Origin of the sequence: Pseudoalteromonas sp. KAN5, assembly GCF_022846535.1 — a bacterium.
In the GTDB taxonomy this organism is placed as follows: Bacteria; Pseudomonadota; Gammaproteobacteria; order Enterobacterales; family Alteromonadaceae; genus Pseudoalteromonas; species Pseudoalteromonas haloplanktis.
On record NZ_AP025589.1, the window covers coordinates 348,220 to 362,471 of the forward strand.

At 37.6% G+C, this 14,252-nt stretch carries 17 protein-coding genes; 9 read left to right on the plus strand and 8 right to left on the minus strand.

Annotated elements, in window-relative coordinates; translation table 11 throughout:
• Nucleotides 1-41: 41 nt before the first annotated feature.
• Nucleotides 42-431 (minus strand): hypothetical protein, encoded by a 390-nt coding sequence (locus tag KAN5_RS01515; protein WP_244390279.1) that lies wholly within the window; start codon nt 429-431, stop codon nt 42-44.
• 35 nt (nt 432-466) lie between these two features.
• Nucleotides 467-829, minus strand: coding sequence for a hypothetical protein (locus KAN5_RS01520; protein ID WP_244390280.1), 363 nt, complete (start codon nt 827-829; stop codon nt 467-469).
• Between the two features lie 513 nt (nt 830-1,342).
• Here KAN5_RS01520 and KAN5_RS01525 point away from each other — a divergent pair.
• Entirely contained in the window at nt 1,343-1,615 is a 273-nt protein-coding gene (locus tag KAN5_RS01525; RefSeq protein WP_244390281.1) for a hypothetical protein, read from the plus strand.
• A 238-nt stretch (nt 1,616-1,853) separates the two neighbouring features.
• Here KAN5_RS01525 and KAN5_RS01530 read toward each other — a convergent pair whose 3' ends face one another.
• Nucleotides 1,854-2,726, minus strand: a complete 873-nt coding sequence (locus tag KAN5_RS01530; RefSeq protein ID WP_244390282.1) for a chitodextrinase — start codon at nt 2,724-2,726, stop codon at nt 1,854-1,856.
• 350 nt (nt 2,727-3,076) lie between these two features.
• Here KAN5_RS01530 and KAN5_RS01535 point away from each other — a divergent pair, with 350 nt between their 5' ends.
• Nucleotides 3,077-3,664, plus strand: a complete 588-nt coding sequence (locus KAN5_RS01535; protein WP_244390283.1) for an ACP phosphodiesterase — start codon at nt 3,077-3,079, stop codon at nt 3,662-3,664.
• Between the two features lie 76 nt (nt 3,665-3,740).
• Here KAN5_RS01535 and KAN5_RS01540 read toward each other — a convergent pair whose 3' ends face one another.
• Complete coding sequence (locus KAN5_RS01540) at nt 3,741-4,049, minus strand: hypothetical protein (protein WP_016708748.1); 309 nt, start codon at nt 4,047-4,049, stop codon at nt 3,741-3,743.
• 461 nt (nt 4,050-4,510) lie between these two features.
• Here KAN5_RS01540 and sodC point away from each other — a divergent pair, with 461 nt between their 5' ends.
• The 5 genes from sodC (at nt 4,511) to KAN5_RS01565 (ending at nt 7,220) form a co-directional block, all read left to right on the plus strand.
• Nucleotides 4,511-5,083, plus strand: a complete 573-nt coding sequence (sodC, locus tag KAN5_RS01545) for a superoxide dismutase family protein (protein ID WP_232321829.1) — start codon at nt 4,511-4,513, stop codon at nt 5,081-5,083.
• 16 nt (nt 5,084-5,099) lie between these two features.
• Nucleotides 5,100-5,333, plus strand: a complete 234-nt coding sequence (locus KAN5_RS01550; protein WP_016708750.1) for a ChaB family protein — start codon at nt 5,100-5,102, stop codon at nt 5,331-5,333.
• Nucleotides 5,334-5,582: 249 nt separating this feature from the next.
• Complete coding sequence (locus KAN5_RS01555) at nt 5,583-6,437, plus strand: alpha/beta hydrolase (RefSeq protein ID WP_016708751.1); 855 nt, start codon at nt 5,583-5,585, stop codon at nt 6,435-6,437.
• A gap of 1 nt (nt 6,438) precedes the next feature.
• Nucleotides 6,439-6,996, plus strand: a complete 558-nt coding sequence (locus KAN5_RS01560; protein WP_244390284.1) for a DUF2975 domain-containing protein — start codon at nt 6,439-6,441, stop codon at nt 6,994-6,996.
• On the plus strand, nt 6,996-7,220 hold the full coding sequence (locus KAN5_RS01565; protein ID WP_016708753.1) for a helix-turn-helix transcriptional regulator: 225 nt from the start codon (nt 6,996-6,998) through the stop codon (nt 7,218-7,220). Before KAN5_RS01560 ends, KAN5_RS01565 begins: the two co-directional genes overlap by 1 nt.
• A gap of 71 nt (nt 7,221-7,291) precedes the next feature.
• On the opposite strand, the gene KAN5_RS01570 is transcribed toward KAN5_RS01565, so the two are convergent.
• The gene (locus KAN5_RS01570) at nt 7,292-9,271 is read right to left on the minus strand and encodes a winged helix-turn-helix domain-containing protein (RefSeq protein ID WP_244390285.1); all 1,980 of its coding nucleotides are present in this window, start codon (nt 9,269-9,271) and stop codon (nt 7,292-7,294) included.
• A 241-nt stretch (nt 9,272-9,512) separates the two neighbouring features.
• Between KAN5_RS01570 and KAN5_RS01575 the strand changes: the two genes are divergently transcribed.
• Nucleotides 9,513-10,949, plus strand: coding sequence for a serine hydrolase domain-containing protein (locus tag KAN5_RS01575; protein WP_244390286.1), 1,437 nt, complete (start codon nt 9,513-9,515; stop codon nt 10,947-10,949).
• A 114-nt stretch (nt 10,950-11,063) separates the two neighbouring features.
• On the opposite strand, the gene KAN5_RS01580 is transcribed toward KAN5_RS01575, so the two are convergent.
• The 3 genes from KAN5_RS01580 to KAN5_RS01590 all read right to left on the minus strand — a co-directional run bounded on the left by KAN5_RS01580 (nt 11,064) and on the right by KAN5_RS01590 (nt 13,839).
• Nucleotides 11,064-11,849, minus strand: a complete 786-nt coding sequence (locus KAN5_RS01580) for a DUF454 family protein (RefSeq protein ID WP_347881509.1) — start codon at nt 11,847-11,849, stop codon at nt 11,064-11,066.
• Between the two features lie 12 nt (nt 11,850-11,861).
• Entirely contained in the window at nt 11,862-12,449 is a 588-nt protein-coding gene (locus KAN5_RS01585) for a biliverdin-producing heme oxygenase (protein ID WP_138553734.1), read from the minus strand.
• A 241-nt stretch (nt 12,450-12,690) separates the two neighbouring features.
• Entirely contained in the window at nt 12,691-13,839 is a 1,149-nt protein-coding gene (locus tag KAN5_RS01590) for a hypothetical protein (protein ID WP_244390288.1), read from the minus strand.
• Nucleotides 13,840-13,990: 151 nt separating this feature from the next.
• On the opposite strand from KAN5_RS01590, the gene KAN5_RS01595 reads away from it, so the two are divergent.
• The gene (locus KAN5_RS01595; protein ID WP_016708760.1) at nt 13,991-14,239 is read left to right on the plus strand and encodes a hypothetical protein; all 249 of its coding nucleotides are present in this window, start codon (nt 13,991-13,993) and stop codon (nt 14,237-14,239) included.
• Nucleotides 14,240-14,252: the final 13 nt, after the last annotated feature.

Below are 14,252 nucleotides of genomic sequence, written 5' to 3' on the forward strand. Positions count from 1 at the left end.
AAGGTAGATGTCATGCATTCATTAAAGGTGCTTACGTAAACCTATTGTTTTTGATAATTGTTCCATTTTTCTAGCATCATTTTTCTCTCAGCAAAACAAAACATACAATTGTCATACTTCATACTACCATCCTCATTTTCAAACTCTTGGCATAACAACTGATACTGCTCATTAGACTCATCGAATGGAACATCTACATATAAATACATAGGGCCACCAGAAAGATAACCAGACCATCTTTCTGGACCTAGCAACTCATATTCTATGTCATGCTTTTTACAAAACTTAAGCACCTGTTCTAAACGTTCCTCATCATTTTCAGGAAAATATTCATCAAAAGGTTCTTCTGTTTTTATAACAAACCTAAAATATAAGCTAACCTCAGGTCCTTCAATTACTTTTTCATCTAAACATCTAATCAACTGTGGCATAGTATTTCCTCTAAAATTTTAGTTGGGAGCATTATTTAAATGCTTTTAAAGCAAGAATAGTGTGAACCCGTGAAGAATTTAAAAGCTGTATCCTCAAGATGGAATTTGCTTGTTATAGTTTTAACAACTCCTTTTTTAAAAATTTTTTTATCTAAATAAATCAATGATGTTTGCAGGTTATAGTTAAATACAACACGGCCTCTGGGGAAGTTGTAGTATTCAGTATTGTAAAGGCTTAAAGAAAATTGCTCATAAATTAGATTTTCTTCCCATTCGATTTGATGTTGCAGTGTACTATCAACAAAACCAAGTGAATCTGGCTTTAAGTCTATGACATTTTGAGTTTTGTAAACGAATGTGTTTTCAGTAAACCAAAAGATACCAACTCTGTTATTCATTTAGGGCTCCTAAATTTATATCTCCCAGCGCTACTCGGGTAACACAGGTTAAGAACCCTTTTATGGATGATTTTTTCAACACTACAAAAAATATACTGTAGTATTCATACGTTCCGTAAATTGCTCAGTCGAAATGTATACACATTACATATTCCCCGCATAACACCATAGTAAAATAAGTTTTGACTGCATAACACTTCTCAGAAAACCAAAATAAAGAGACTCCTCATGCGCCTAAAAACCTAGCTACAAAAAACCTATAATTTCACTCTTTCTATAATTTGATTTGTTATTATTGTTAAGTTTTAAATTGTTGTTTTTATTGTGATTATGTTTTTATTTATCTTTTTATGCAATAAATAACGTTATATGTTTTTAGTTGCTCGCTTTTCTATTTAAACCAAAAAAAGATATTTTAAAACAGTCGGTTAGGAAAATAAATTTGATATTTACTTGCTTAACTTTGATTTGCTGTTATTACTAAAAATAGAAGAGATATTTGGAGTAAATACAGTGAAAGATTTATATGTATCAGAATCAACAGTAAAACGAATCAAAGCGTTTAACAAAGCTAAAGAACGCGGTGTTCATATTCCTTATGTTCGAAGCACATTCATGTCGATTGGCACGCGATCTATTTTCTTTTGCCCTGTCCAAAAGCGGGTGATTACTCTGCTAGGAAAAGGTGAAAAGCATCTTTATATCACAAAACTATTTGAACCAAATGTGATTGAAATTAAAGAGCAATACCCACTGATTCCGTGTGGTCAAAGGAGTCATTTTTAAACGCAATTTAAATATGACTATGCACCCAGTAATGATGTTGATTGTTGTGAAGATGCCCACAGGCTTGGACAAGAAATGCTTGATGAATTTGGGTGATTAAAAAGTATCAACGATGATAAATTAAGTCCCTCGGCTTTCGTTTAGTGCTTCTATAGTATAGGGCGTTTTTGGCAAGTTTACTCGCTGTAAGCAAGGATGCGGATAAACTTATGAAGGTGCTATTTGAACTTTAGATCGCTTATTCATCTTTATTGTAGATTTTAGCCCCAATTAAAGCTTCACAGTGTTGATCAGCCAACCAGTGGAAACCAGGTTCAAAACGCAAAATATCGGCTATTTTATTTTGACTCTTCCGGTTTGTATAAGCTCGATCAATTGTATTGAAATACAATGATTTAGGATTTCTAAAAGTAGGGTGATCATTTTGTAATTGTCTTGTACAGTAATTGATATTCATAATTCCAATAATGACTTGCCTGCCTATATCAGTATCTAAGTTTGGTATGCGGCCTTGCTCAATATCAATAACTAGTTGCAACGTTGAAGCGGCACCTAAACTAAAGGTGATGAGCTGTGGAGCATCAAATTTTTCATACACATAGCGCTCATAATCATCACGAATACCGTTGTCATTTTGATCAACCCCGTCCAACGTTTTATAGTCGTCTGGGTGTTCAGGTGGTAGCTCTGGGGTAAGGAAAAATAAATCTTTGATGCGTTGCCAACTACTCTGGGGCTTAGGTTCGTTATTCTCATTCCAGTAGCGGGCAAGATAATAGTCAGTACCGTGTTTTACAAGGTTACCGGCTTGATACACTTTGTTTGCTTGCCACTTTTCTATCACGGTATTTTGCAGCCAAATCCAACCATCCCAATGGGGTTGGTTTTCTATTGGTTCAATGCCTTTTACCCAAAAAGCGGCTATAAATAAGCTGTTGTTGTGAGTCACAACATCACCAGCTACATAAATCGAACTGGCATGCCATTGTGGGTGGTTTGGTTGAATATCTTTTAAGTTTATATTGTTAGCCTCAGAGTTCAGCTGAAAAATATTTGTCGCGTAAGCATGCGAACAAAAAAGTAAACTAACGGTGATTATGAACTTAGTCATTGCAAAATCCTTTTTATTGAAGCTCCATTATTTTTTAAACTAAGTTCACATTTCAGGTAATTGCAAGGTGGTATGAGCAAATATTTAAAGTGGTTATTAAATGGGGCGATTTAGCTTTAGTGCGAAAGGGGGGAGCTCACCACCGTAGGATTGTTCTTATTGTTGCGTGTAAGGCTAACTGTTTTACTCGTTAACCTGGTTAGTTATACACTCTAATGGCAAAATTACGGTAGTTACAGTGCTAACCTATTTGGCCTGTGACCTAATACATAATAAAAGCAGCTGTTTGGGTTGCTATTCCAAGTTTTAAATCGGGTATAACGTATAAAACAACTTTTACTGAGGTTTCTTTGAATTATTTAGCGCATCTTTATTTAGCACAACCAACGGCTGATTCGCATTTTGGCAATCTGCTTGGCGATTTTGGTGGCCAACGACAGCTTATACAGATACCTGATACTGTTAAAAATGCACTTGATAACCATTATTTAGTTGATAAATTCACTGATACTCACCCTCTAGTTAAAGAAGCTAAGCAGTATTTTTCCTCTAAACGTAAACGCTTTGCAGGCGTTGCAATTGATGTGATGTTTGATCACTTCCTGATCCAGCATTGGCAACGCTTTAACGAGCAGCCCTTAAGTGAGTTTAAGAAAAGCAGTTTCGCTCTTTTGGGTAAGCGTATACCAATTATGCCAGTACGAATGCAGCGCGTGGTAACTAGCATGACAAGAAACGACTGGTTTAAAGAATATGAAACGATCTCAGGGGTGGGGCTGGCGCTTGATAATATTGCTGCGCGTATTCGTTTTGCGAATACGTTTACTGGTGCAGCAGAAGATATAGCACGCTATTACAGTGAGTTAGATGAAATTTTCTTGGCGTTTTTCCCTGCATTGATCGAGCATGTAAATTATCATGCGCTTGAAAATAGTTAAAATAGCGCGATATAAATTTTTTGTAGGTCAAGCGTTAGTCTGAAAATGACGCGACTATTAGTGACGAAAGCCTGATTCAATCATCAGGCCCTTTGAGGGTAAACACTAAATGTTTACGCATATCTTTTAAAATCACGCCTTTTTTCAGCATCGCGCCACTTAAGCGCTTTTGCCATTTTAATAACTCAGGCTCTGAGGCTGCCAGCGCTTGTTCATTCTCAAACTGAAAGCACATTAGCAAAGACCCTGGAAATAAGTGGTATTCAACATCAAACCAGCATTGCAGCATACCAGGGAGTTCATTACGACCTTGTTCTTCAATGGTATCAGCAACATTTAGCACAAGTGCTTGTTGCTTTATTTGCACGGCAGAGAGTTTTTTCATTGTGGTGATCCAAGTTAGAGGCTAAAAAGATAGCCATAAAAACCGATTATAACCGAGCTTATCATTTGCCAACAACCTTAAGCAGATTTAAGTTAGGCACAAGTTTAAAGCAGTTAACGATGAGTATGGCCATGATATTGGTGATGAACTGATACAAACTAACAGGCTTTATCGAGTTTAATTTTATTTGTTCATTAATTTCACCTGATCCGTTTTGTAAAGTTGTCACTGGCTTTGTAATTATGCCCTAGTCGTTGTGTAATTTATTATTACCGCTAGCCTTGTATAGTTAATTTCTACACTTTATAATTTTTTATTCTATTTAAAATCAATATGTTACTCTTATTTTTGGGTGTGTGTTAGAGAACGTATCCTATTTGGTATGGAGTTTGAATCTTTATACAAAACAGTCGCTTTATTTAGCGTTTTGTTTTATCAAATTCATACTAAACGAGGAGATAATGATGAATAGCTTGCAGTTTAATTCACCAGTGAAAAAAAGTGTGGCACGTATTTCAAAACCTGCTTGTGCCGTATTATTTGCCAGTATATTCCTGCAAAATACCGCTTTGGCGAACATTAACGTTGAAATGCATCAGGTAATAAAGTCTGGACAGGGGCAGTTACTGGGTACTATCACACTCTCAGAAAATGACCACGGTGTTGTGTTAACTCCTGACTTAAAAGGATTAACTCCTGGCCAACACGGGTTCCATATTCATCAATTTGCGAGCTGTGAGCCTAAAGTTAAAGAGGGGAAAGTTGTACCTGCGGGAGCCGCTGGTGGCCATTTTGATCCAAAGGCAACTGAACATCATGATTCCCCTTGGGGAGATGGGCACTTAGGTGATTTACCTGCATTGTATGTTAATGAACAAGGCGAAGCTAAGTCTCCTGTACTGGCGCCAAGGATCACTCTTGATGAACTTAAACAACATGCAATCATGGTTCATGAAGGTAACGACAACTACGCGGATAAGCCAAAACCACTCGGTGGTGGCGGAGGTCGTATTGCATGTGGTGTTATTAAATAGATAGGGAGAACACCACATGCAATACGATAATCGTGATGAATTACCTGATTCAGTAAAAAATAACTTACCAAAGCATGCTCAAGAGATATACCAAGAGGCTTTTAATAGTGCTTGGGATACTTATGAGGATCCAAGCGATAGAAAAGGCGATGATGACCGAGAAACAACGGCACATAAAGTAGCTTGGTCTGCAGTTAAAGGTAGTTATAGTAAAAACGACAATGGCAATTGGGTAAAATCAAATAGCTAGCGATTGGTGAACAGTTGAGCAAAAGCTTTGCCATTAAAGGTGAGTAAAACCTAAGTAATTTAAAATAGCTTCTACAATACTGTAGCGGCTTTTTTATGTCTATGTGAAACACATGAGTTCGATATTATGTAAAGTGGAAAGACGTTAGTTTAGCGTTATAAACAGTAATAAGTTATCGATTATCGGTAATTTTAGTTGTTTTTTAATTTTTTCAGTGCCATAGTAAATTCTTTACTAGGGGAGCTTAAAATGAAACATAGGTTACTAACTGTTGCTACGGTAGTGTTAGTTGTGCTGCAAACTGCATGTACGACAATCTCAGTTAATGAGTCACACTTTTTGAATCCGGATCAAAAGATACAGGTTAAAGAACTCAATAAAATAGAACCAACAGCTACAACAGAAAACATAACCATTAATGGGTTTGACGATGTGACGTTGAGTGGCACCTTGATAAAGGTTGATAATGCGCAAGCAACGGTCATTTATTTTGGTGGTAATCAATTTCGTGTAAGCGTTGCTGGAGGTGAACCCGCGCAGCAAATATTGCCAATGAATGTAAATATTTTAATGGTTGATCATCGAGGTTACGGTAATAGTGAAGGCACGCCAACAGTTGAAAACTTAAAGCGCGATGCATTGTCTGTTTATGATTATGCCGCCAACCTTGTTGACCTTGAGAATGCCCCTATTATTTTGCATGGGCACTCTTTAGGCAGTGTCATTGCAGGGTACGTCGCAAGCGAGCGATCTGCGGATGCGTTAGTACTTGAAGGCAGTATTACCAATGTGCAGCAAATGACATCACAACGTATCCCTTGGTTTGTAAAGCCGTTTGTAGAGCTTCATTTTAGCGATGAACTCGCTAGGGTTGATAATTTAAAAGTCGTGGAATCATTTACAGCCCCGCTTTTAATAATTACTGGTGAAAATGATACTCAAACACCACCTGTATTAGCTGAAACTTTATATCAACATGCACTTTCAAAGCAAAAGCAATTATATATTGTAAAAGGCAAGCACCATGGTAATGCATTAACTGGTGATAAGTTACAGCTACATTATCAGCGATTAGTAAAGCAGTTGAACGAAAAGAAATCTTAAAATGAAAAAAATAATAATGATGAGTAACGTAATACTAACGTTACTTTTTTTGACCCTAGCTACTTTATTAATAACTGCCCTTGTAGTGTTTCTTAATGGCAGTGATGTTTTAAATTTTACTCAAGCTAACGGTACCCGCTTGTGGATAGGGCTTGAAGTTACTGGTTCTTGGAAAAGTACCGCAAATACATTATCGGCAAATAGTTTTAATACAATGACTTGGTTGGCATTACCGCAAATGCTGCCATACATCATTATAAATCTGATTTTAATTCGCTTATTCATGCTTTACCGTCAAGGGTTGTTTTTTAATTTAAAGAATATTCAATGCTTTAAATGGCTTGGTGGCTTGTTAATACTACAATTTTTGTTTGTTGCTTTTTATCCCGCGTTGTTAGTCACACTGCTAAATATGTTCACAGGTAGTGATTTCAAACGAGCTGTAATGATTCAAGACACTGACATTATAAGCTTTATAGTTGGCCTCATTATTTATGTTATTGCATGGATAATGAAACAGGCACAACAGCTGCAACAAGAGCAAGAGTTAGTAATTTAATGGCAATAATAATCGATTTAGATGTGATGCTTGCAAAGCGTAAAATGAAGTCGGCAGAGCTTGCTGAAGCCATTGGCATTACTCCGCAAAATTTGTCCGTATTAAAAGCAGGGAGAGCAAAGGCTGTTCGATTTACGACGCTTGATGCTATTTGCAAACACTTAGAGTGTCAACCAGGCGATATCTTACGTTTTGAATCTGATGTAGACAAAGACGACCGCTGACGAGTAAATATTAAAGCACTCTTACGTTCTATTTTAGTAATTCAACAGGCGCTATTTATGTACTTGATAAGCTATTCTTCATGAGAGATCTCAAGTGACAGAATATCTGCTTGGCTTACCTTTTTTGATAAAACATAATAGCTGTCGGTAACAGCCTGTAGCTGGTCACAAATTTGCACACATAGTATAGATAACTCTTGTTGAGGCTTTACGTCTTCACTTTTATAGCCGTAAAACCCAAGTTGATATTTGTTGCTCTTAAAGCTGCGATAGTAAATACCGTCTTTGCTAGGAAATGCTCGTAGCTTTGCCTTTGCTACTGTAACTAATTTTGTTTTGGTACTAATATTTTCAATTGTATTGTTGGAAGCTGAGATTAACTGCTGCTGTTCATTTTTAAATAATTGACGAGCATTTAACTGCTCATGCAATGGTTGCTTTTGTGTTGTGGATAGGTTGTATGTGTAAAGCCAATCTCCCTGAGCTGATTTATCAACATACATAAATGTATCATCGTTTTCTAGCAGTATGAGCGGGATGCCGAGTAGGTTATCTAACCATTTTATATTTACATTATTACCTAACATACTAATAACAAAAGGGTGATTGTTAAGTGCACTTATAAGGTGTGTGTTATTTAGCCAAACAGGAGGCGCTAGTGCGAGCCCTTGTGTGTGATTGTCAAAAATAATAGATTCATTATTTGAATCAAGCTCTTTTAAAAGTAACTGTGGAATACCGTTTTTACTGGATATATAGGTAACCATTTGTTCATTTGGCGATACAGCAGCGCTAGTATCTACACTATTTGAATCTGAAATTATTTTTATATTTGAAACATCAGTTTTATTTGCAAGGTATAAGTCTTCATCAGTGCGCTTTTCTAGAAAGTACAGTTTGTCTGCAACCGCTTGGATATACTGCACAAAATGGTAGTTATTGTATGTTATAGGCTGCCAGTCACCGCTAACATGGAGCTCAGACAAGTTTTTTCCATTACTGAGTAAGAGTGATAGTTGATCTTGCTGCCAAGTTAAAAAGTACCAATTATGGTCAAGCGCTTTTACTGTCTCGAACTGTTCAGCTTTAATGTCAAAAGTTTTAACCACAGAGATTGAATCTGCATTAAAGCCAATGACTGCAAGTTTATTTTGTTGTGGTGATAAACTAATTTTATATGGCTTAAACGTATCATTTGGAGTGAGAAGTTTGCGCACCTCACCTGAAATAAGATTATGTTGGTAAAGCGTTACATTGCGGCTATGCTCAGAGGCGTTTATGTTTGCGAGGTAAAATAGTTGCTGTTTTTTATCTATAAAAAATGGGCTATTCCAACTAATGTCACTACGCCTAATAAGTTGTGTTTGTTGTGTAGATTGTAAGCCGTCATCTAATAATATTTGTCCAAATTCAATACCGCTATCGTGTGATGCTGAATAGACTAATGAGTTGGCGTTACGCCATGCGAGGTATGTGTAGTTTTGTGCTTCTTTCGTAATTTTCCATGTTTTTTTACGCTTTAAATCCTTAATGTAAATATGCTTATCTGTGCCTTGGTGTGACTCACTTCTTATAATTGCCATGTGATCATGATTTGGGCTAACGCGCATGTAATGCTCAATTGCTTTACTTGCGGTAATTGGCTTTAGATTATTTACAGTCTGTTGTGATGCTGGAGTGTTTTGCCAAATAGCCCAAGTAATGACTAAAAAAATAAAGGTACAAAGAACGGTGACATAGCGAGCTATTTTATGGTTGTTCACTTTAGGTTTTGTGTAAATTTTGGCGTCGGCTGGGCTACTTAGTGATGAAATTATTGCTTGCAAGCTATAACCACGTTTAGGGTGTGTTTTTATTAACTTTTTATCGTCATCACACAATGCTTTTCGTAGCAGTGCTATATTGCGCCTTACCGAGTTCGGGCTGTAAATTGAGTGGGGCCAAACTTGTTTGAATAGCTCTTCGGCGGAGATAATGCTGTTTGCGTGTTCGCACAATACAATAAGCATTGTCATTACTTTAGGTTCGAGCAGCTGTGTACGACCATGCACAGAGACCTCCCCGGACGTTGGGTTTACACGTGCCTCGTTAATATAGAATACATTAGAGAATAACGGGGTATTTAAGTATTTATCTATCTGATTGTTATTATTAATTATTTTTTGCCTTAATGTTTTCTTAAGTGTTTTTTAAGCACAAATTCATCGCTTATCTGTGAATTAGACGCTATCAAAGTCAGCCAGCTAATTCTGTTTTATGATAAACAAATAATGAAAAAAGGAACACGTTAATATGCGACTGATGCAAATAATATTACTTCTGGTATTAGCATACTCTGTTGCTGCAAAGCAGCCTGATGAATCTCAATTAGATACTTCAATCGTAGTTGAAGAGTTCTTAACTGTATTTAACAGCCATGATGTTGAGACTATCACTAAATATGTTGATGATCACTTTGCACAGCAAAGCCTTAATCGTTGGCAGGGGACAGGCCGTGAACGTTATATAGGTTACATAACGAGTATGGCTAATTTACACAAGCAGTTGAATCTAAAAAGCATAACGAAAAACTTACAAAACCAAACACTGCGGGTGACAAGTCATGTTGATTCTAACACGACAGGACTTAGTTATGATTCAGTCATTTTATTTGATCAACAGCATAAGATAACTAATTGGTATCTATCGCTGAATGAAACATTTGAACTAGATGATGAAAATATAACTGAATTAAAAGTCACTCAAGCGATTCAAAACTTAACAGAAAAGCTTGCTAAAAATGGGGTTTTTTCGGGTACGGTCTTATTTGCAAAAGCTGATAAGGTTTTATTTACAAAAGCCTATGGTCTGGCATCTAGGCGTTATGATGTAAAAAATAATCTTACTACTAAGTTTCAAATAGGCTCTATGAATAAGATGTTCACTAGTGTGGGCATTATGCAATTGATTGAAGCTAATAAACTCTCGCTTGATGATAAGCTTACTCAATACATGGATAGAGATTATTTTGGAGTGGGCGATTTTGATTCTATCACCATAGAGCAATTATTAACGCATACCTCTGGCTTAGGTGACATTGCCGGTTTTGAAGCTAAGCAATCACAAATCCGTTCATTACAAGATTCACTGCCTTTATATAGAAATATCCCATTAAATTTTAAGCCTGGTAGTCAGTGGCAATACAGCAGTACCGGCATGCGCATGCTGGGCCATGTTATTGAGTCTGTTGCAAAGCAAGATTACTACGCTTTTATTCAACAGCATATTTATCAAAAAGCGGGTATGACTGATAGTGGGAGTTTTGATTTAGATGTGCCCATTAAAAATACGGCAAGGAATTATTGGTATTCGTTTGAAACCGGCGCCATTACCGAGAATTTGATGAAGCAAGCAGTCAAAGGCGGCCCTGCTGGTGGCGGGTACTCAACTGTTGGTGATTTACATAGATTTGCGCTTTCATTAATTAATCATCAGTTGTTAAGTGCTGAGTTAACTGCTCAAGCTACATCAGCAAAACCAGAGCTACATTCACCTAATTATGGCTATGGCTTTTCGGTCAGAGGCGATGAAGGTAATCAAATTATAGGGCATAATGGCGCTCATTTAGGTATGAGTGCACAGCTTAATATTTATCGTGATAAGGGCTATATACTTGCCGTGTTGGGCAATAGTAGTGATGCGGCTGAGCCGATAGTGTTTGCAGCTAATAGTTTAGTGAAACGGCTTTAGAGTGCGTTGTTTTTAAAATCAAACAGCGAACGGTATCTTTATCAATATGCTAATAACTTAATGCTAGTGTAAGGTTGCCCTGTAAGTGATAACCCTGCTGAGTTATCACTTAACTTACTTTTTGTTTTCTTCGGTAATAAAGCTCATGCTGTTAATTCCAGCCTGTTGCACTTGCTCCATTAAAAAAACTACATTTTGATATTCAGTGGTTTTATCGCCACGGATATGCAAAATAGGCTGTGGTTTGATAGCTGCTTGTTCAGTTAAACGTTGAATTAGCTGCTCTTTGGTCATTGCTTGAGCAGCTATTTTCTTTGCATCATACACTTCTGGCTGTGGAGCTTGTGCTACAACTAATTCAATCGCAATGACCGTTGGCTGTTGCATCGGCGTTGACTTAACGGAGCTGCTCGCTTTAAAAAATATAATCCATGCCAATACAAAGTGACACAACAAGGCTAACAGCACACCTTGTGTCAGTTTGAAATAGCGTTTATGTGTTTGTTGGTCAAGCACACTCGGTTTTGAGAAAAGGTAATTAACAACGAGTGAAAATAATAACAAGCAAAAAACAGTTAACCACAGTGAATGACTTGTAACCCAAATAATGACCAAGCTAATAAGCATGCCAAAAGTAGCAAAATGCTTAGCTTTCATGGGGATAACTCGTCTTGTTTGCCAATTAGATAAAGTTTTACCAAACCTAGGATGGGAAAGTAGCCAATTCGCGAGTTTGTCGTTTGATCGAGTAAAGCAGGCAAGGGCTAAAATCAAAAATACGGTAGTCGGCATCACTGGCAGCAGCATGCCTATTATAGCTAAGGCTACACATAGGCAGCCTACTATAAAATAAATTAGCTTCTTAATTGGCAAAGTTTGCTTAAGCGCCGCATTTAACATTTATAACAGCAATTACTGATAAATAATATTAAGCAGCTGGTGCGCTGTAGCAAACGCATCTTTTGCACCTTGATAAAGCTCCTGCTCATCATTACTGGTCAAGTCCAATGCCTCTACAGCTTGCATAAACTCTCGCCATTGACTGCCACGACCATTACCTGGGCCTGCTAAAAAGCGTGCTCCAAAGTCCGCATCTAATCCGAGCTGAGTAACTTCTTTTGCTAACATTGCAGCGCCAAGTTTGGAGCCTTCAATTACATATAACCAACCCACTGCTTGCGCGAGGGTTAAGTTATCTAGATTGATCTGCTGCGTAGCGGTGTGTGCTTGCATGCCCAAATCTTGTAAATCAAGGGCTATGGCGTGACAACGGTTCCGGCTTGCAAGGTCGGCAAAAAATGGCGCCAATTGTTGGCTGTTGTAAAGTGGCTCAACATGGTTTAGCAACAGGTATTGAAAACGTAAAAAATCTGCATAGTTTTGTTTTGAAGCGAAGGGGGATTGGACCATTATTTTTTGATCTAAGTCATCGTGTACTTCAGCAGTTGTACGTTTTAGTTGAGACATTCGTGGGTAGTTTTCTTGTGCAATACTCGACATAATTGTGTTCTAATTGACTATCATTACTTATTAATACGAATGACGCGCCAATACCCACACCTAAAATTTAATTTTTTATTGCATAAATTTCGCAGTCATACTTTTTGAACTGCATGTTTTTTATTTTTTAACTTTAAAACAAGTGTTTAGTATTTTTAAGTTCAACTGTGGTTTGGTGAGCCTTGAACCTTGCTCTGAACTAGAAATGTACAGCCACCTTTTAAAAGGTGGCTTTGTTACATTATAGGGCGAGTAAACTTCTTTCTAACATGGCTTTGATTTGTTGGACAATTTTAGCCTCAGTGTCAGGTTCAAATTGTGCTATGCGAGGGGTGTGAATATGCCCTGTAGGAATGTCAGAATTCAGTTCATCGCGTAGGCGAATACTGCGGTATGAAATTTCATTTGATAAGTAGCCACCGCCACCACCTTTAACGGCAACAGCACCTTGCAATTGTGCGAGACTTTTTGGTTCAAACGCTTTCTCAAGCGTAATGACTTTGTGGTTGTCGTTTACTTTAAACTGCCCTTGAGCTTGTAACATGTGCTCTACGGGTAGACTGAATTCTACAAATTCACTGCCAGGTAGTGGTCGGTCATTTAAACTTGGGATAAGTGGCGCTGCTTGTGTACCACCGTAGATGATATTAGCGTTATCAGGAGCAGTGACACTGCGGCGCTTGCCCGGAAAGCGTTCAAGATCAAATTCTTTACCACCCATACTTACAGTAACAATCATATCTACATTATTCAGTGCGTAATAAGGGGCGAGTAGTGCTTCAATAATGCCTTGATCAAAATCTTCGTAACGCACTGGCACCATAACCGTATTTATCTCAGCGGTAATACCTTTATAGGTGATCACTTGGCCATCAAGTAATAGTGCCGCAACACCGGATGGGTTACTTTGATTGATGTTCTTATCCAGTAAAAATGGGTCAAAGCCAGTGAGTAAAATTTTTTTATTGGTGCTTTGTGTGTAAGCCAAATCGGTGCGACCGCGACTGCCGTTTTCTAACTGTGTTAACAGTGCATTTTGCTCTGCTGATGTAAGTGCAAAAGCAGGTTTTACAGTACGGATCACTTTACTTGATAGTAACCGTGCCCAGTAAAGTTCGCGATCATCATAATTTTTAGATGTTGTAATGCGCTGTTTCGCGTCTAACCATAGTTGGCTTGAATAATCATGGAGTAAGTCGGTAGCTTGCTTATAGCTTTTTAAGTTTTTCCAATCTTGCTCAAATTCAGCAATATCCTTAGCAAATGCAGCTACAACGTGCGGTATTACCGTGTTGGCCTTTTCAATACGCTGTTCTTCAACCGTTAAATTGGCGCTTAAAGCACTGAAGGAAGATAAGATTAAGCTCGTAGTTAAAAGTTGTTTGATCATGGGAGTCCTATGCGATTACAGCTATGTTTAGAGGTACTATCTAACGTATATAAGTTAAGCGCAAATAAATACGTTAATTATCGGCTTACTTAACCTGTGCCACTCAAACTGTTATTCTTTATAGATTAAGAAGTAACAGAGTAAAAACACGATGATCAACGATAACGATATAATCGACACCCTTGAAGAGCTAGAAGCATTTTTATTACTGATTGATAATGGTGGGCTAGGTTTAAAAAATGTTGCAGGGGTCGCGTTAGCAACGAATAATACCAATGGTCGCCCGTTTATCGCGGTACTTGATGATACCCATAAGTTGTTGTTAGGGCGTTGGGTAACTCAAGATGTATTTGAAAACGGCAAAGAATTAGTTCGCCGAGGACCTAAAAAACTTCACTAAAGTGCTGAGTTCA